The 17,989-nt window shown below is 66.6% G+C and carries 16 protein-coding genes, 1 tRNA gene and 1 pseudogene; 7 read left to right on the plus strand and 11 right to left on the minus strand.

Annotation, left to right across the window (positions count from 1 at the left end; all coding sequences use genetic code 11):
• Positions 1-49 precede the first annotated feature (49 nt).
• From OLX02_RS11850 to OLX02_RS11890, 9 genes and pseudogenes are all read right to left on the minus strand, one after another.
• Entirely contained in the window at positions 50-220 is a 171-nt protein-coding gene (locus tag OLX02_RS11850) for a hypothetical protein (RefSeq protein WP_264423081.1), read from the minus strand.
• Positions 217-984, minus strand: coding sequence for an MBL fold metallo-hydrolase (locus OLX02_RS11855; protein WP_264423082.1), 768 nt, complete (start codon positions 982-984; stop codon positions 217-219). Before OLX02_RS11855 ends, OLX02_RS11850 begins: the two co-directional genes overlap by 4 nt.
• Positions 981-1,757, minus strand: a complete 777-nt coding sequence (locus tag OLX02_RS11860) for a TatD family hydrolase (RefSeq protein WP_264423084.1) — start codon at positions 1,755-1,757, stop codon at positions 981-983. The genes OLX02_RS11855 and OLX02_RS11860 overlap by 4 nt, the downstream gene beginning before the upstream one ends.
• A pseudogene (gene metG, locus OLX02_RS11865) lies at positions 1,757-3,340 on the minus strand (methionine--tRNA ligase); the annotation flags it as partial. The pseudogene metG and the gene OLX02_RS11860, both read right to left, overlap by 1 nt.
• 10 nt (positions 3,341-3,350) lie before the next feature.
• Entirely contained in the window at positions 3,351-4,316 is a 966-nt protein-coding gene (locus tag OLX02_RS11870; protein WP_264423086.1) for a DNA polymerase III subunit delta', read from the minus strand.
• Positions 4,313-4,936: a dTMP kinase gene (gene tmk / locus OLX02_RS11875; RefSeq protein WP_264423088.1), complete on the minus strand. Its 624-nt coding sequence runs from the start codon at positions 4,934-4,936 to the stop codon at positions 4,313-4,315. The genes OLX02_RS11870 and tmk overlap by 4 nt, the downstream gene beginning before the upstream one ends.
• An 8-nt stretch (positions 4,937-4,944) precedes the next feature.
• Positions 4,945-6,111, minus strand: coding sequence for a D-alanyl-D-alanine carboxypeptidase family protein (locus tag OLX02_RS11880; protein ID WP_264423090.1), 1,167 nt, complete (start codon positions 6,109-6,111; stop codon positions 4,945-4,947).
• A 48-nt stretch (positions 6,112-6,159) separates the two neighbouring features.
• Positions 6,160-7,149, minus strand: a complete 990-nt coding sequence (locus OLX02_RS11885) for an SPOR domain-containing protein (RefSeq protein WP_264423092.1) — start codon at positions 7,147-7,149, stop codon at positions 6,160-6,162.
• Positions 7,133-8,218, minus strand: a complete 1,086-nt coding sequence (locus OLX02_RS11890; protein WP_413630216.1) for a lytic transglycosylase domain-containing protein — start codon at positions 8,216-8,218, stop codon at positions 7,133-7,135. The genes OLX02_RS11885 and OLX02_RS11890 overlap by 17 nt, the downstream gene beginning before the upstream one ends.
• Before the next feature lie 96 nt (positions 8,219-8,314).
• Here OLX02_RS11890 and OLX02_RS11895 point away from each other — a divergent pair.
• A tRNA-Ser gene (locus OLX02_RS11895) sits at positions 8,315-8,404 on the plus strand.
• A 369-nt stretch (positions 8,405-8,773) separates the two neighbouring features.
• On the opposite strand, the gene OLX02_RS11900 is transcribed toward OLX02_RS11895, so the two are convergent.
• Together OLX02_RS11900 and OLX02_RS11905 are read right to left on the minus strand one after the other, a co-directional pair.
• The gene (locus OLX02_RS11900) at positions 8,774-10,051 is read right to left on the minus strand and encodes an HD-GYP domain-containing protein (protein ID WP_264423095.1); all 1,278 of its coding nucleotides are present in this window, start codon (positions 10,049-10,051) and stop codon (positions 8,774-8,776) included.
• A 96-nt stretch (positions 10,052-10,147) separates the two neighbouring features.
• Positions 10,148-10,912 (minus strand): IclR family transcriptional regulator, encoded by a 765-nt coding sequence (locus OLX02_RS11905; RefSeq protein ID WP_319641245.1) that lies wholly within the window; start codon positions 10,910-10,912, stop codon positions 10,148-10,150.
• An 88-nt stretch (positions 10,913-11,000) separates the two neighbouring features.
• Between OLX02_RS11905 and OLX02_RS11910 the strand changes: the two genes are divergently transcribed.
• The 6 genes from OLX02_RS11910 to OLX02_RS11935 are packed head-to-tail and all read left to right on the plus strand — an operon-like array spanning position 11,001 to position 17,986.
• Positions 11,001-11,918, plus strand: a complete 918-nt coding sequence (locus tag OLX02_RS11910) for an SDR family NAD(P)-dependent oxidoreductase (RefSeq protein ID WP_264423098.1) — start codon at positions 11,001-11,003, stop codon at positions 11,916-11,918.
• A gap of 13 nt (positions 11,919-11,931) precedes the next feature.
• On the plus strand, positions 11,932-13,113 hold the full coding sequence (locus OLX02_RS11915) for an acyl-CoA dehydrogenase family protein (protein WP_264423100.1): 1,182 nt from the start codon (positions 11,932-11,934) through the stop codon (positions 13,111-13,113).
• 7 nt (positions 13,114-13,120) lie between these two features.
• Positions 13,121-14,329, plus strand: coding sequence for a CoA transferase (locus OLX02_RS11920; protein ID WP_264423101.1), 1,209 nt, complete (start codon positions 13,121-13,123; stop codon positions 14,327-14,329).
• Positions 14,330-14,334: 5 nt separating this feature from the next.
• Positions 14,335-15,546 carry an acetyl-CoA C-acetyltransferase gene (locus OLX02_RS11925; RefSeq protein WP_264423280.1) on the plus strand — a complete coding sequence of 404 codons (1,212 nt, stop codon included), beginning with the start codon at positions 14,335-14,337 and terminating at the stop codon, positions 15,544-15,546.
• Entirely contained in the window at positions 15,546-17,132 is a 1,587-nt protein-coding gene (locus tag OLX02_RS11930; protein WP_264423103.1) for an acyl-CoA dehydrogenase family protein, read from the plus strand. The genes OLX02_RS11925 and OLX02_RS11930 overlap by 1 nt, the downstream gene beginning before the upstream one ends.
• Entirely contained in the window at positions 17,132-17,986 is an 855-nt protein-coding gene (locus tag OLX02_RS11935; protein WP_264423104.1) for a MaoC family dehydratase N-terminal domain-containing protein, read from the plus strand. The genes OLX02_RS11930 and OLX02_RS11935 overlap by 1 nt, the downstream gene beginning before the upstream one ends.
• Positions 17,987-17,989: the final 3 nt, after the last annotated feature.

Raw genomic sequence — 17,989 nt, forward strand, 5'->3', positions numbered from 1 at the left:
TCCACGATCAACGATCCCTTAGTTTGATAATAATTATTATGTTAAATGGCTACCGACGAAACCCGGCAAAGGCCAAGCCAGCCAGGATTATCAACACGGCCCAGCCAGCTGCCATCATCAGCATCTTCTGCTTCGGTTGCCGCTTCAGGCGACCGTTCGACAAGACCAGCATCAGCGCCATCGCAATGCCGATGATGACGACGATGCGGTCCGCACTCACAGCTCGATTTCCATGCCGTCGTAACCCGGTTCGACGTGCGCCGGCGTCTCGTCACACAGCGCGCGATAGTCCATCGACTTGTCGAGATGTGTCAGCACGCCGCGACCGGCACGGCACGCCTCGACCAGTTCCAGCGCCATGCCCAGATGCGCATGCGTCGGATGCGGCTGCCGACGCAAGGAATCCACGACGAGCACGTCGACACGGTAGAAAAGATCCACCATTTCCGAATTTATCTCACTGAAATCAGTCGCATATCCGACCGACTTTCCACCTTGATCGAAGCGGAATGCCGTGGACTGCGCCGGTCCGTGAAGCATCTGGCAATGGCTGACACCAATTCCGGCGACCATGCGAACCCGGTCGAGATTGTCGAGGTTGCAGATCGTGGGATAGCCATGCTGGCCGGCGAAGACATAGCCGAAACGCTGGCGCAGGCGCCGCACGGTTTCATCGGCGGCATAGCCCGGGATCGGCGCCCCGCGGCCCATGCGCAGCGGGCGTAGATCGTCAATGCCGTGCGTATGATCGGCATGGTCGTGCGTCCACACGACGCCGTCGATGCGGTCGATACCGGTCGACAGCAACTGGTGACGCAGATCGGTAGGCGTATCTACCAGGATGCGCGCACCATCGCTGCCTTCAACCGCGATCGCTACGCGCGTGCGGCGGTTGCGCGGTTCCTCCGGATCGCACTGGCCCCAATCGTTGCCGATACGCGGCACACCGGTCGATGTACCGGACCCAAGAACGACCAGCTTCACGCGGCCGCTTTCGCAAACAGCTTGAAGAAGTTTGCCCCGGTCACTTCAGACAGGTTCTCAGGCGTGGTGCCACGCAGCCCAGCGACGAAGCGGAGCGTGTCCGCCACGAACGCCGGTTCGCAGGTCCGGCCGCGATGTGGCACGGGTGCGAGGAAGGGCGCGTCAGTTTCCACCAGCAGACGGTCTTCGGGTATTTCCGTAGCAAAGGCCTGCAAGTCCTTGGCACTCTTGAAAGTCACGATGCCTGACAGCGAGATCGTCAAGCCCAGCGCGATCATCGCACGGCCGAATTCGGGCGATGCCGTGAAGCAGTGGATGAGCGCCGGGAAAGCGCCCTTCCCCATTTCCTCGGTCAGGATGGACAGCGTGTCGTCCTCGGCATCGCGGGTGTGGATGATCAGCGGCAGTCCAGTTTCGCGGGCGACCGCGATATGCACCCGGAACAGGTCCTGCTGCACTTGCCTGTCCGAATGGTCGTAGAAATAGTCGAGGCCGGTCTCGCCGATGGCGATGACTTTGGGATCATCGGTTGCAGCGCGCAGCACCGTTGCGCCCAGATCGGCATGGCCGTCCGCCTCATGCGGATGAATTCCCACACTGGCCCAGATGTCCGGCGCGCTCCGGGCCGTGGCGACCACCGCATCCCACTCGCTCGCGCGGGTCGAGATGTTGAGGAAGCCCCGGACGCCGGCGGCGCGGGCGCGGTCCAGAACCTCGGCCTGGCCTTCGACCAGTCCCTTGTAGTTGAGATGGCAGTGCGAATCGATCAGCATCAGGCCGCGTCGTCCTCGGGCATTTCAAGGCGGGGGAATGCCGGGCTCGGCGCGCCAAGCCGCTCGCCGGTGGCCACGCGGCTCAGGAACCAGTCGCCATCGCCAAGATGCTCGATGCCGCGCCGGTGGGCCGGAACGCCCAACTGGTCCAGCACCTTGTTTGCGGCAGCCGGCACAACCGGCAGGATCGCAATGGTCAGGTCGCGGATCGCCATGAACAGAGAAAGCAGCACGGCACGCATCCGTTCCGGATCGGTCTTGCGCAGCGCCCACGGCGCCTGCTCGTCCACATAGGCGTTGCAGGCGAACACCGCCCGCATCCACGCATCGATGCCCGCCGAGAAGTTCAGCGCCTCGAACTCGCGCGGCAAGTCGTCGCGGCAGGCCTGGGCCACCGTCGCAAGGAGGGTGTCATCCGCGTCATTGCTCGCAAAAGTGCCAAGTTCACCATCCATGTTCTTGAAGATCATGGACAAGGTGCGCTGCACCAGGTTGCCGTAGCTGTTCGCCAGTTCGGCGTTGCAGCGGGTGACGATGGCTTCCGGCGAATAGGAGCCGTCCTGACCGAACGCCACTTCGCGCATCAGGAAATAGCGCAGAGGATCGACGCCGAAACGGCCCGCCAGATCCACCGGATCGGTCACGTTGCCGAGGCTCTTGGATTCCTTCTGTCCGCGATTGAGCAGGAAGCCGTGGCCGAACACCTGGCGCGGCAGCGGCAGGTTCGCGCTCATCAGGAAAGCCGGCCAGTAGATCGTGTGGAAACGGACGATGTCCTTTCCAATCAGGTGGAGATTTGCTGGCCAATACTTTGCAAAGGCGTCGGTTTCTTCCGGAAATCCCAGGCCCGTGAGATAGTTGGTCAGCGCGTCTACCCACACGTACATCACGTGGTTGTCGCTGCCCGGCACCTTCACGCCCCAGTCGAAGCTGGTGCGCGATACCGAGAGGTCACGCAGTCCCTGACCCACGAAGGCGGCCATCTCGTTGCGGCGGCTTTCCGGGCGGATGAAGTCCGGGTTGTCGCTATAGAGCGCCAGCAACTTCTCCCCATAGGCGGACAGGCGGAAGAACCACGATTCTTCCACGGTCCATTCCACGGGCGTGCCCTGCGGTGAGAGTTTGGCGCCCCCTTCCCCCGTGACGAGCTCGCTTTCGTCGTAGTAAGCCTCGTCGCGGACCGAATACCAGCCTTCGTAGCGATCGAGATAGAGGTCGCCATTGGCTTCCATCCGCCGCCAGATTTCCTGGGTCGCGGCATGGTGGCGTTCTTCCGTCGTCCGCAGGAACACGTCATAGTTGATATTCAGGGCAGCGCACATATCGATGAAATGCTGCGACATTTCATCGGCGAGTTCCTTAGGCGTCTTGCCCAGGTCGCGGGCCTTTTGGGCCATCTTCAGCCCGTGCTCGTCAGTGCCGGTCTGGAAGCGGACATCGCGGCCTTGCGACTTCTGGAACCGTGCGATCACGTCGGCGGCGATCGCTTCATAGGCGTGGCCGATGTGCGGCTTGCCATTGGGATAGGAAATAGCGGTGGTGATGTAGAACGGTTCGCCCATTTCGGCGTTCGCTTCCTTGGGAAAAAGTGCGCTAGGATGCGCTCTCCCTAGTGCGCGCGACCGATGCCAGCAACCCGCCGATTTCCAGCACGAGCAAGCCGGGATCGAAGTTGTAGGTTGGTGCCTGCCCGGCGAGCGTCACGAGCCTGGCGTGCGCCGCCACGATCCTGAGGCGCATGGGGTCGTCGGCGTGAGCCATGGCGTTCACCAGCACCATGCGGGCGGTTTCCAGCACGGCAAGCTGGCGATCCCGGTCCGGCCGCGCGCCCAGCGTGCCCGAAAGCTGCGCGCGCAGGGCGAAGTCCGCATCGCCAGACTGCACCAACCGGTTCATGACCGCATAGGTGGCACCAAGGTCCTGTTCGGCGAAGGACAGCGCCGCTCCCGGCGAGCCGGCGGCCACGGCGATCGCTGCCTCTCGGGTTGCTTCGTCCAGTTCGGGGGCGGCCGCGTCCAGCGCACGGGCGAGATCGGGCGGCGCCAGCGGGTGGAAGCGCACCACAAGGCACCGCGAGCGCACCGTGGGCAGCAGGCGCCCCAGCTGATGGACGACCAGCAGGAAGAACGTGCCCTGCGGCGGTTCCTCCAGGCTTTTCAGCAGCGCGTTGACCGCACCTTTCTCCAGTTCGTCGGCCGCGTCGATCACCACAGCGCGCCGCGCGCCCAGTGTGGGGCGCGTGACCAGACGGCGCTGCATCTCGCGCACCTGGTCGACCGAGATGTTGCGCTTCCGGAGGTAAGGGCGTCCCTCCTCCTTCTTCTTCGCCTCGTCGTCGTTGGCTGGCAGCGGCGACAGGAACAGGATGTCTGGATGATGTTCCGGCGAAGGCTGCTTCATGCCCGGCTCGGCGACCAGCTCGGCGGCGGCGGCACGGGCGAAGGTCGCCTTGCCCAGGCCTTCGCGCCCGGCGAGCAGCCAGGCATGGTGCATTCGCCCGCCGGCCATTGCCGCACGCCAGGCCGCCCATGGCTCCTCGTGGCCGACAAGATCGCTCATGCGCGGGCATCCAGCGCGGCGAGGACGCGGGCGTGCACTTCGGCCGGACTGCCTTGCGCTTCGATCCGCACGAAGCGGTCCGGCGCTTCCGCCGCGAACCGTTCGAAGGCAGCGGCAACGCGCGCGTGATAATCTGCCTCGCGGCCGCCGATCCGGTCAGCGCCGGCAGTGTCCCGCAAGGCGAGCCGGCGCGCCGCCACATCGGGGGCGAGCGTGAGCAACACCGCAACGTCGGGCAGCAGTCCCTCGCTGCCGATGGCGTGGAGCGTCAGCACGTCGGCATCGGACAGCCCGCCCCCGCCCCCCTGATAGGCCCGGCTCGAATCGAGGAAGCGGTCGCAGATGACGAAGGCACCGCGCGCGAGCGCCGGGCGGATCAGCTTGTCGACGTGATCGGCGCGGGCTGCGGCGAACAGCAGCGCTTCGGCGCGCGGCCCCCATCCGTCGCCTTCGGTGGAAAGCAGCAGCGCGCGGATCGCTTCGGCCCCGGCGGTGCCGCCAGGTTCGCGCGTCAGAACGACTTCGTGGTCGCGCGCCCGCAGCGCCTCGGCCAGAAGGCGTGCCTGGGTGGACTTGCCTGCCCCCTCCCCACCTTCGAAAGCGATGAAGCGTCCGTTCATGGCCGCCGTCACCGGCCGGTCAACGAGAAGAACCCGTCCCGCAGCCGCGCCAGCACGCCGCCGGCCGGCACGTCCGTGGCGGCGACGAGCGGCAGCGATTCCGGCGGCTGTCCGGGAACCCGCACCACCAGCGTGGCGACCTGCTGCCCCTTGGTCACGGGCGCCTTGACGGGTCCCTTGTAGCGCACGGCCATGGTGTAGCGGGCATCGGTTCCGGCGGGCAGCGTCAGCGCCAGATCATGCGGCGCGACCAGTCCCACGGCACGGTCCTCGCCCCCTTGCACCTGCGCTTCGCCGATGTGCGCGCCTTTCGCGAACAGCGGGCGCGAGGCCCACGCGGAGAAGCCCCATTCGATCAGCGCGCGCGATTGCTGGGCACGGTCGTTGGGCCGATCATAGCCGCCCACCACCATCATCAACCGCCGACCATCGCGCAGCACCGACCCGACGAAGCCGTAGCCCGCCTCGTTGGTGAAGCCGGTCTTGACGCCGTCGGCGCCGGGCGTGTTGCCATAGAGCGGGTTGTGGTTGTTCTGGGTGATGCCGTTCAGCGTCGCGCGTTCGTGGCCATAGAACGTGCGGTAAAGCTGCGGATGCCGGGTAATGATCGCGGTCGATACCTTGGCAAGGTCCGCCGCCGAGACATAAGTCTGCCCCTCGTCCATCCAGCCGTTGGGCGTGTTGTAATGCGTGTCCCGCATCCCGAGCTTGCGCGCCTCGGCATTCATCATGGCGGTGAAGGCGGGCACGGACCCCGCGACGCCCTCCGCCAGAACCACGCAGGCATCGTTCGCGGAAACGGTGACGATTCCCTCCAGCAGGTCGGCGACGGTAGTGTCGCTGTCGTTGCCCAGGAACATCGTGCTGCCCACGCCGTGCCACTTGCGGAAGGTGTCGGGATGCATGTGCAACTTCTGGTCGAGCTTCAGCCGGCCCTGCGCGATCAGTTCGAACGCGACGTAGCTCGTCATGATCTTGGTCAGCGACGCCGGCACGAAGCGCCGGTGCGACTGGCGCTCGAACAGCACGCGGCCGGAGTTCACGTCGATCAGCAAGGCGATCGGCGCGGTGATCTCGGGCAAGGCGGCAGGATCACGCGGGGCGGTGGGCGCGGCTGCACGTGCAGGCGCGGCTGCAAGCGCGAGAATCGTCAGAATGGCAATCGGTCGGTGCAAGCGGGATCCCCGTCGATGGCGGTCCTCGCAGGAAGCTGGCGCTTCGCCCTACCTGTCGGTCAGGACCCGGGCATCCGCATAGCCCGCCCGCCGCGCCTTCGCCAGCCCGGCGTCGGCATCGGCCTTGCCCGAGGCTGCGATGCGCACGCGCCAGAACTTGCCGGCTTCCGACACCGTGCCGCCGACCTGCCTCGCGGCCGTCTGGGCGCGCTCGCGGGTCGAGAATGCGCCCACCTGCACGTAGTGGGTGACCGGTCTGGCCGCGGGTTGGGCCGCGGCTTTCGGCGTGGGAGGCGTTGCCTTGGAGGCCGATGCCGAGCTGGGTGCCGCGGCGACAACCGGCTTGGACGGGCCGGGTTTCTCCCCCAGTTTTTCCACCGGTTTTTCCACAGGCTTGCCAACAATGCGCGGGCTAATCGCTGCCGGGCGCGTGCCCGGCAAAGCGGGCCTGGCCGTCCCTGCCGGCGAACCATCGAGCACCGCGACCGGCGCCGGCGCGATGCCCAGCTTGCGCTTCAGCGCGGCAAGAAGGCCGGGCGGCGTATCCATCCGTGCCGGTGCCAGCTGGCCTGTGCGCAGCAGCGCGCGCTCCTGCTCGGGCGGATTGACCCGGCGGACGCGCACGGCCGCTCGCACACCAGGCGCAAAGCCCAGTTGCGCCCGCGCCATCGGCGTCAATTCGAGCAGAGCGTCTCCGGTCGCAGGCCCCCTGCGGTCGATCCGCACGAGGATGGTCTTGCCCGAATCGAGGGCAGTCACTTCGACATACCCCGGATAGGGCAAAGTGCGATGACCGCCGCCGACACCAGGGCCATCGACTTCAACTGCATAGCCGACCGCGTCGTAGTTCCAGCTGTCGGACGGGGTATACGTCACACCGTCCACTACGAAAGGGTCGCCGATCGTCACCGGGTAGTCGCCCGCCGGCCCCAACCGATCGGCAGCCGGTGCGAGCGGCGTTTTGGAAAACGCAGCCCCTCCGCATCCGGCAAGCGCCAGCGCGGCGGAAAGGGCAACAAGGCTAGCGGCTGATTTCATCTGCAAGCAATCCCACGGACAGGGCGTAGAAGTTCGAGCAGTTATAATCGAGGATAACTCGATAATTTCCGGTTAGCAGATAGGCGGTCCGTCCTTGGCCATCGGGTTCGAGCAGCGTGGCGAGCACATCGTCGGCCAACAGGGAACCCGCCTGAGGCATCACGCCCAGCGCGCGCCATTCGCGCATCGTCTTCCACCCGGTGTGCCGCGCGAACACCTGCGGGCACCGCGGGCTGACCAGCGATGTGCCAAGCCGCGCCCGGTCAAGACCGGCCGGCACGTCCACCGCCACACCCCAGGGCTGGCCGGGGCGCCAGCCAGCATCGCGGAAGTAATTGGCGATCGAGGCCAGCGTATCGGCCTTGCTCGACCAGATGTCCGCCAGCCCGTCGCCGTCCGCATCCTGCGCCACGCGGAGGTAAACGCTGGGCAGAAACTGCGGATTGCCGAACGCCCCGGCCCAGCTGCCAACCAGCTTGTAACGCGGAACGCCGCGGTCGATCATCTTGAGCAGCGCCACGAACTCGTCGGCGAAAAGCTCGCGCCGCCGCCCTTCATAGGCCAGCGTCGCCAGCGACCGCGCCAGGTCGAAGTCGCCGGTATAGCGCCCATAGTTGCTCTCGTGCCCCCAGATCGCCAGCAGCACCTTGCCCGGCACGCCATAACGCTGCTCGATGGCTGCGATCCGGTCGGCATTGGCGGCATATTCGCGCTGGCCGCCCGCAATACGCGCCGCATCGACGTGGGTGCGGCGATAGGGCGCGAACATCGGAATCACCGCCGCCGGCCCACCGCCAGGTTGCGTGCGGTCGAGCGAGATCACCCGCGGGTTGAATGTCAGGGTCGATGTCACCCCGGAAATCGTCGCCCCGCGCACGCCTTCGGAGCGGGCCCGCGCGGCGAGCAACTGGAGGTAGCCCCGAAAACCCGCCTCCTCGTCGGATTGGACGCCATCTGCTTTTGCCCCATCTGTTTGTGCGAGGGCGATTGCGGGTTGAAAGGAAAGGGCCAGAGCGCCGGCGGCGAAGGCCGCGACGCGCCGAAAACGATGGCGCAAGAAGACTTTCATCCCGCCTGTTGTCGCACAGGCAAGGCCCGCTTGTGAATCCCCCGCGAACAATTCCCCTTTGCGACCGGTCCCGCCCCGGCTATCGGCCTGCCTCAAGGACAGGTGGCCGAGTGGTTTAAGGCAGCGGTCTTGAAAACCGCCGTGGGTGCAAGCTCACCGTGGGTTCGAATCCCACCCTGTCCGCCATTTCCTCAGGCACGGCACGGACCATGTAGCCAGTTTGTGCGCAGTCCCCACCGCCGGTTGGGACATGCGCTCCATCGGCGCGAGCCCCGCCCGGATATGCTGCACCGCACATAACCTCGTAGAAATGCGTGAACCTAAACTAATGGTTAGGCTCGAAACCCGCGCAATTGCGCCCGAATTCGTATGAGTGCAAAAAATGCAATGCCAGATGCTTCCTTCGCACTTGCACAAGAGGCGAGTCGGCGGCACATAGGACGGGCCTTTCAGGCATCCTCTCCCAAAACTTTCAGGGCCGCCTGGGCAACCGGGCGGCCCATTTTTTTGCCTCGCATCCGCGCAACGGCGAGCGGGAGGCGCCCTTCGCCCCGGTTATCCCGCGTCGCGAGCGGCGGCAGCCAGCAGCCGTTCGCGCAGGCCGGCGATGTCCGGCACGGCAATGTCCGCGCTACCCACGATCTCGTCCTCGCCATAGCAATGCGCCAGCGCGATCGTCTGTTGGCGTATCGGCTTTCCGGTTGCCAGCGAGTGGAACACGCGGACCGTGGGCCGCGCGCTGTCACTCGGGTCCTCGTCGACCACCATCGCCAACCGCTCCGATCGCAGGCGCACGAATGCCCCGATCGGATAGACGCCGACAGTATCGACGAAGTGATGCAGCACTTCCGGGTCCAGCGCCGGCCCCATCGCGGATAACCTGCGCAGCGCCTCCGCCGGATCCAGCCCAGGTTCACCCGGGGCGCCGCATATGAGGTTGTCGTAAAGGTCGCAGATCGCGGCCATGCGCGACAGCAGGTCGATGTCATCGCCGGCCAGCCCCTGGGGATAGCCACTGCCGTCGAGCGCCTCGTGATGGCGCAGGCACACGCGCAGCACCTGATCCGGAATGTCGCCCGCCGCCTTGAGCAACGCATGGCCCAGCAGAACGTGGCTATGGAGCAGTTCGGCGTCGAGTTGGCGATAATCTCCCTCGCTCGCCACCTGATCGACGGGCAGCTGGCCAACGCCGATATCCATCAGCAGACCCGCCATCCCCGCCTCGCGCATATCGAGTGGGGACAGTTTCATGGTGCGCGCCAGCGCGATCATCAGTGCGCTGACGGCCAGCGCATGGCGATAGACGTATTCGCTGTCCTGCCGGCAGCGCAGCAGGCCGTTGAACGCATAGAGGTTGCGCTGGACCGAAGCGTAGATGTCCTCGATCACCGGCTCGACATCGCTGGCCGCAACGGCCTTTCCCAGTCGCGCTTCGAGGAAAACGCGGCTCACCACCTTGCTCGCACGGGTAACCGCCTTTTGCGCGGTGCCGAATTCGCGGAACGTCGATTGCGGTGCGGTGGGATGGGCGGCGCGGAGCGGATGCGCGCGGGCCGGCAAAACCTGCACCGCTGCGCGCCGGGCCTGGCCGAAGCCCCGCAACATCGGCGCCAGCCTCGGGATTTCGCCGCCGCCGCGACCGGGGCGCACGTCTTTACCGCGCGAGGTATCGATGATGACCGCGGGCACGTCGCTCGCCTGGAGCGATTCGAGCACGCGTTCGTCTTCCAGCAGGAATCGCGATTTCCAGAAGGGATGCTTGAACCAGCTTCCTTCCAGTTTGTGGATGAACATCCCGAGTTCGATATCGCTCGTGTCGACGCGCTTCAGCATCTCTGGCCCATCTGCATGATGGAGCAGACCCTATCCGGACAAAGCTGCCCGGCCTTACCGTTCGGGATAAGGAAAAACCGCTATCCGGTGCCGACCTCAGTCCGCAAAGGCCGGGGCGTGGGCCAGTTCCACCAGCGCGCGGCCCAGCGCTTCGATTTCGCGGTCGCTGCGTGCGCCGGCGAACACCGATGCGGAAATGCAGAACTGGACGCGCGCGCCCTCCCCGCGCTGTCCCGGCACGGTCGTGCTGACCGAGCAGATGCCGGGATGGTTGAAGCCATCGTCGATGGCGTAGCCCGCGCTGGCGGCCCGCGCGATCTGTTCCACCCAGGCTGCCAGATCGATCGGCCGACGCCAGCGCACACGCGAATAACGGCGCACCAGTTCCTCGTGCCCCAGCCGCTCCGCTGCCGCCAGCGCGCGACCGGTAGACCCGCCGCCGATCGGCTGGCGCTGTCCCTCCACCATGTGGATGCGCGTCGTTTCCTCGCTTTCGCCCAGCGCCACGAGCGCCAGGCGCTCGCCCGAGACGACCTGCCACAGGCCGGTGGCGGTATCGTGTTCCCGCGCGAACCGGGTCAGCAGCGGCCGGACCCGCGCGATGCGCCGGGCCAGCCCGCCGCCGTCGAGTACCCCCGCCTCCGACCAGCCCTCGGTCAGGCGATATCGCTTTGCCGAAGATTCGCGCTCGACTGCGCCCTCGGCAACAAGCGTGCGCAGCAGGTTGAGCCCGCTGGAGGGCGAAAGCCCGGCTTCGCGGCCGACTTCGGACAGGGTCATGGCCCCGCGCTCTGCAAGGAGGCGAAGAATGGCGAAAGCCTGTGAAACCGAGCGAACCGGACCGGGCATGACACCGTGCATAGTTTCATGTGCATGAAAAGCAATTCGCGATGTTGAACTGTTTTAATTGGTCGGTTAGCGCAGGAGCACGGGAGAAGGAGAGACTCGCATGGCCGGCATTCTCGAAGGCAAGGTCGTCGCCGTGACTGGCGCAGGGCGAGGCATCGGGCGCGAGATCGCACTGCTTTGCGCACGCGAAGGCGCGGCGGTGGTGGTCAACGACCCCGGCGTGGCGCAAGCCGGCGATGGCGGCGATGCCGGGCCGGCCGACACCACCGTGGCCGACATCGTGGCAGCGGGCGGGCGCGCCTTGGCCAACCTTGCCAACGTGGCCGATCCCGCCGCGGCGGCCAGCATCGTCGAGGATGCGGTGCAACGCTTTGGCCGTATCGACGCGGTGGTGAACAACGCCGGCATCCTGCGCGACAGCATCTGGCACAAGATGAGCTACGAGGACTGGACCAGCGTCATCGACGTGAACCTGACCGGCGCTTTCAACGTGTCGAAAGCGGCAACACCCTATTTCCGCGAGCAGGGATCGGGCAGCTTCATCCATTTCACCTCGACCTCGGGCCTGATCGGCAACGTGGGCCAGGCCAACTATTCGGCGGCCAAGCTCGGTCTTGTCGCGCTGTCGCACTCGATCGCGCTCGACATGGCGCGCTGGGGTGTGCGCTCGAACTGCATCGCGCCTTTCGCGTGGAGCCGCATGACCGCCTCGATCCCCGCCGAGACGCCCGAGCAGAAGCTGCGCGTCGAGCGCATGAAGACGATGAGCGCGGACAAGATCGCGCCGCTGGTCGCCTACCTCGCCTCCGATGCGGCGAGCGCGGTCAACAACCAGATCTTCGCCGTGCGCAAGAACGAGATCCTGCTGTTCAACAAGCCGCGCCCGGTGCGCTCCATGGTGAAGCTGGAGGGCTGGACCCCGCAGGCCATCGCCGACGAACTGATCCCGGCGTTCAAACCCGCCATGGCCCGCGCCGACGAGGTTTCGGCGCACGTCTTCCCCTACGATCCCGTCTGAGGAGCCTGAAACGATGAGCACCCCCAACGCGGGCATGGACCCGGAAATCTTCGAGCAGTTCCACGAGCAGCTGAAGCGCTATGTGCGCGAGCGCCTGATCCCCGCCGAAGCGCAGGTGGTGGCCGAGGACAAGATCCCCGACGACATCCTGCAAGAGATGCGCGACATGGGCCTGTTCGGCCTGACCATGCCGGTGGAATACGGCGGCGCCGGCATGAACGTGTCGCAATATGTCGAGACGATTCACACGCTCAGCTATGCCCTGCCCGCCTACCGCTCGATCACTTCGATCAATCTCGGCATGGTGTGTTCGGCGATCAAGCTGAACGGCACAGACGAGCAGAAGGCCGAATGGCTGCCGCGCCTTGCAGCCGGTGAAATCGCCTCGTTCGGCCTGACCGAGCCGGGCTCGGGATCGGATTCCGCCGGACTTCAGACCACCGCCGTTCGTTCCGGCAACGGCTATGTCCTCAACGGCACCAAGCGTTACATCACCAATGCGCCTTTCGCGAAAGTGGCGCTGATCATGGCGCGCACCAGCAAGGAATCGCTCCCCAAGAACGCCCACGTCTCCGCCTTCCTCGTGCCGATGGACACCCCCGGCATCACCGTGGGCAAAAGCGACAAGAAGATGGGCCAGGCCGGCAGCCACATCGCCGACATCATCATGGAAGACGTCCATGTTCCCGGCGAAGCGCTGCTGGGCGGCGTGGAAGGCAAGGGCTTTGCCGTGGCCATGCAGAGCCTCGACAACGGGCGCCTTTCAGTGGGCGCGGCGGCGACGTCCTATGCCAAGCGCGCGCTGGACACGGCGGTGCGCTATGCCAACGAGCGCAAGGCGTTTGGCGAGCCGATCGCCAATTTCCAGCTGATCCAGGCCATGCTGGCCGATAGCCAGGCCGAAATCTACGCCGCGCAGTGCATGATGCGCGACGCCATCGCCAAGGCCGATGCGGGCCAGAAGGTGCTGATGGAAGCCGCCGCCTTCAAGATGTTCGCCAGCGAGATGTGCGGCCGCGTGACCGACCGCTGCGTGCAGATCCACGGCGGTGCGGGCTACCTTGCCGAATACGACGCCGAGCGCTTCTTCCGCGACAGCCGCATCTACCGCATCTACGAAGGCACCACGCAGATCATGCAGCTGGTGATCGCCAAGCAGATGCTGCGCAACTTCGCCGCCGGCATCGAAGGGTAACAGCGCCTTGTACGATCTCCTGAACGGACTTTCGGTGGTGGAGGCGTCGTCGTTCGTCGCCTCGCCCACCGCGGGGCTTTATTGCGCGCAAATGGGCGCGGAAGTGATCCGCGTCGATCAGATTGGCGGCGGGCCGGATTTCAAGCGCTGGCCGCTCGGGCCTTCGGGGGATTCGCTCTATTGGGAGAACCTCAACCGCGCGAAGAAGTCGGTCGCGCTGGATCTGGGCAAGCCCGAGGGGCGCGAGCTGCTTCAGGCGCTGGTGCGGGCCACCGGCCAGTTCATCACCAATTTTCCCGCCGAAGGTTTCCTTGGCCACGAATTGCTGGCGCAGGGACGTGCCGACCTGATCACCGTGCGCGTGATGGGCTCGGCCGATGGCAGTCCGGCGCTCGACTATACGGTCAACAATGCCGTCGGCTATCCCATGCTGACCGGGCCGGGGCCGGAACCGGTCAACCATGTGCTGCCGGCGTGGGATTTGCTGACCGGCGCCTATGCCGCATTCGCGCTGCTGGCGGCGCTGCGGCGGCGGGACGCGAGCGGGGTAGGTGGCGAGGTGCGCCTGCCGCTGTCCGATATCGCCATCGGCACGGTCGCCAATCTTGGCAGCCTGGCCGAAGTGCTGGTGGGCGGCGCGAACCGCCCGCGCATGGGCAATACGGTCTATGGCCTGTTCGGCCGCGATTTCGTGACCGCCGACGGCGTGCGGACGATGATCGTGGTGGTCACGCACCGCCAGTGGGCAAACCTGTTGAAAACCCTGGGGATGGAATCCGCCGTCGCGGCGGTGGAGGCAACGCGCGGCGTGTCCTTCGCCAAGGACGATGGCCTGCGCTTCGATCACCGCGATGCGCTGTTCCCGCTGTTCGAGGCCGCCATCGGCGCGCGCAGCCACGCCGATCTCGCCGCCGCGTTTGACGCCGCCGGCATCGTCCATTCGGCTTACCGCACCATGCTCGACGCCGCGCGCGATCCGGCGCTGGTCGATGAAAACCCCATCTTCGGGGAAAGCGCGAACCCCAGCGGCTGTGCCTACCCGGCCGCCGGCGCCTTCGCCACGCTGCCCGGACTGGAACGCGGGGAGCCGCGCCCTGCCCCGCTCAACGGCCAGCACAGCGAGGAAATCCTCGCTGACCGTCTCAAGCTATCCTCGGGTGAAATCGCCCGCCTGATCGACGCCGGCATTGTCGGCGTCGGACGAACCGGAGAATGACTGCCATGACCCTGCGCCGCGTCGCCATCGTCGCCCCGATCCGCACCGCCGTCGGCAAGTTCGGCGGCTCGCTTTCCAGCATGAACGCCGGCCAGCTTGGCGCGGTGATCCTCAAGGCGCTGATGGAGCGCACGAAGATCGACCCGGCCAAGGTTGACGACGTGATCTTCGCGCAAGGCTATGGCAGCGGCGAAGCGCCTGCCATTGGCCACTGGGCCTGGCTTGCCGCCGGGCTGCCGCTGGAAGTGCCGGGCTATCTGGTCGACCGCCGCTGCGGCTCGGGCCTGCAGGCGGTGGTGAATGCCGCGATGATGATCCAGACCGGCGCGGCCGACGTGGTCGTCGCGGGCGGCGTGGAATCGATGTCCAACGTCGAGCACTACACCACCGATCTGCGCAAGGGCGTGCGCATGGGCAACCTCACCATCCACGACCGCCTGACGCGCGGCCGCGTGATGTCGCAGCCGGTCGAGCGTTTCGGCGTGATCACCGGCATGATCGAGACGGCCGAAAACCTCGCCAAGGATTACGGCATCACCCGCGACGAGGCTGACGCCTATGCCGTCCGCTCGCACCAGCGCGCGACGGCCGCCTGGGAAAAGGGCTTGTTTGCCGACGAACTCGTCGCCGTGCCGGTGCCGCAGAAGAAGGGCGAGCCGAAGCTGTTCGACCACGACGAGGGCTACCGCCCCGACGCAACGCTGGAAACACTGGGCGCGCTGAAGCCGCTCGAAGGCGGCGTGGTGACGGCGGGCAACGCCAGCCAGCAGAACGATGCGGCCGCCGCCTGCCTGCTCGTGGCCGAGGACAAGCTGGAAGAGCTGGGCCTTGAACCCATCGCGTGGTTCCATTCGTGGGCGGCGGCGGGCTGCGAGCCGAGCCGCATGGGCATCGGCCCCGTGCCGGCGGTGGAGCGCCTGTTCGCGCGGACAGGCCTTTCGTGGAAGGACATCGACCTTGTCGAGCTGAACGAGGCGTTCGCGCCGCAAGTGCTCGCCTGCCTCAAGGGCTGGGGCTGGTCGAAGGACGACAGCCGCAACGAGATCCTCAACGTCAACGGTTCGGGCATCTCCCTCGGCCATCCGATCGGCGCCACCGGCGGGCGCATCCTGGCCAACCTGACCCGCGAGCTGGTTCGCAGGAATGGCCGCTATGGCATTGAAACCATGTGCATTGGTGGCGGACAGGGCATTGCCGCCGTGTTCGAGAGGGCGTGATGTTCGCAAACGAGCTGAAGGCCGCGCAGGCCTATCGCGCAGCGGCGCGCGCCGGACTGGCGGAACGTCTTTCCACGCGCAAGATCGACGAGGAGCAGCGCGCCGCACACGGCTTCGCGTGGGTGGCAACGAGCGTCGCCGCGCTGGAGGCGATCTCCGGGTGGCTGGAGCGGGGCGGCGGTGCGAACCCCGTCGATGTGCTGGTGGCGAAGCTCGCCTTTGCCGAGATCATCGGACAACTGGTGGGCGGTCTGGCGATGGGGCAGAACGAAATGTTCCGTCCCGCCGACCTCGGACTGGGCGCTGCGGCGCGTGACCTGAACGACACCTGCCGTGACCTGACCGACACCGACCATGCCGCGACGCGCGCCGAACTGGCGCAAAAACTGGCTGAGGGACACTGGCCGAGCGAGGCATTCCACGATGCCGAACTCGACGCCATCCGCGACCAGTTCCGCCGCTTCACCGACAGCGAGATCCTGCCCCACGCGCACAAGTGGCACCTCGCCAACGACCTGATCCCCGACGCCACGGTGCAGGCCATGGCGGACCTTGGCACTTTCGGCGTGTGCATTCCCGAAAGCTATGGCGGGCTGGGCCTGAACAAGCTGGTGATGTGCCTTGTGACCGAGGAACTGTCGCGCGGGTGGATCGGCGCCGGATCGCTCGGCACCCGGTCCGAGATCGCGGGCGAACTGATCGTTCTGGGCGGCACCGAAGCGCAGAAGGCGGACTGGTTGCCGCGCATCGCCAGCGGCGAAGTGCTGCCGACGGCGGTGTTCACCGAACCCGACACCGGATCGGACCTCGGCTCGCTGCAGACGCGGGCGCGGTTCGATGGCAGCGACTGGGTTATCGACGGCGCCAAGAACTGGATCACGCACGCCAGCCGGTCCGACATGATGACCCTGCTGGCGCGCACCCTGCCCGATGAAAAGGGCTATGCCGGCCTGTCGATGCTGCTGGTGCCCAAGCCGCGCGGCAGCGAGACGGAGCCGTTCCCCGCACAGGGCATGACCGGCAGCGAAATAGAAGTGCTGGGCTATCGCGGGATGCGCGAATATGCGCTCCAGTTCGATGCGATGAAGGCGCCCGCCGAGGCGCTGCTCGGCGGCGAGGAAGGCCAGGGATTCAAGCAGCTGATGCGCACGTTCGAGGGCGCCCGCATCCAGACCGCGGCGCGTGCCGTGGGCGTGGCCCGCCGGGCGCTGGAACTGGGGCTGGACTATGCGCTGAACCGCAAGCAGTTCGGCAAGGCGATCATCCATTTCCCCCGTGTTTCCGACAAGATCGCGATGAGCCTGGTCGATTTCGTGGTGGCGCGCGAGCTGACCTATGACGCGGCGCGGGCCAAGGATCTGGGCAAGCGCTGCGACATCGAGGCAGGCATGGCCAAGCTGCTGGCCGCGCGCACGGCCTGGTCCAACGCCGACGCGGCGCTTCAGGTTCACGGCGGCAACGGCTATGCCCTGGAATACGAGATCAGCCGCGTGCTGTGCGATGCGCGCATCCTCAACATCTTCGAGGGCGCGGCGGAAATCCAGGCGCAGGTGATCGCGCGCGGTCTGGTTGGCGGGAGGAACTGATGGGCGCGTGGGACGGCTGGATCGGGCGTGAGGACCGCAAGGCAGACCGGGTTTCTCCCGGCCTGCTGGCGCGCTGGTGTGCCACGCTCGACCGCGCCGCGCCCGATGGCTATGCGGTCCCGCAGGGGCTGCACTGGTGCCTGTGCCTGCCCGACGCAGCCACCGCCCTGCTCGGGCCGGACGGGCATCCCGCGCGCGACGAAAGCCCGGCCAGCTTCCTGCCGCCCGTGCCGCTGCCGCGCCGGATGTGGGCGGCGAGCAAGGTGGACTTCGTTTCGCCCATCGCCGCCGATGCGCTGATCGAGCGCGTTTCGCGCGTGGTTTCGGTGAAGGAGAAGCAGGGCGCTTCGGGGCCGCTGGTGTTCGTGGACGTGGAGCACGAGACGCTGGCCGATGACGCCCTGGCCGTGCGCGAGATGCAGTCGCTGGTCTATCGGGAAGCAGCACCCGCAGGCGCCGCGCCGGTTCCGCCGCTGCCGGGCCACGGCGCGTTCGATCCGGCGATCTGGGACGTCGTGCGCACGCTGACGCCGGGCGAGCCGCTGCTGTTCCGCTATTCCGCGCTGACCTTCAACAGCCACCGCATCCACTACGATCTGCCCTATGCCCAAGACGAGGAAGGCTATCGCGGGCTGGTCGTCCATGGACCGCTGATGGCCACGCTGCTGCTCGATCTTGCCCGGCGCGAACTGGGCGAGAATGCGCTGACCCAGTTCGCCTTCCGCGCGGTATCCCCCGCGATCTGCGGCGAGCCGCTGCATCTGGCCCTGCGGCGCGCGGAAGAGGAACTGGTTCTGGGGGCCTATGCCAACGACGGCCGGCAGATTGTGGCCGCCAGCGCGCGGGCGGAGTAGAAC

Source organism: Novosphingobium sp. KCTC 2891, assembly GCF_025938155.1.
Lineage (GTDB): Bacteria > Pseudomonadota > Alphaproteobacteria > Sphingomonadales > Sphingomonadaceae > Novosphingobium.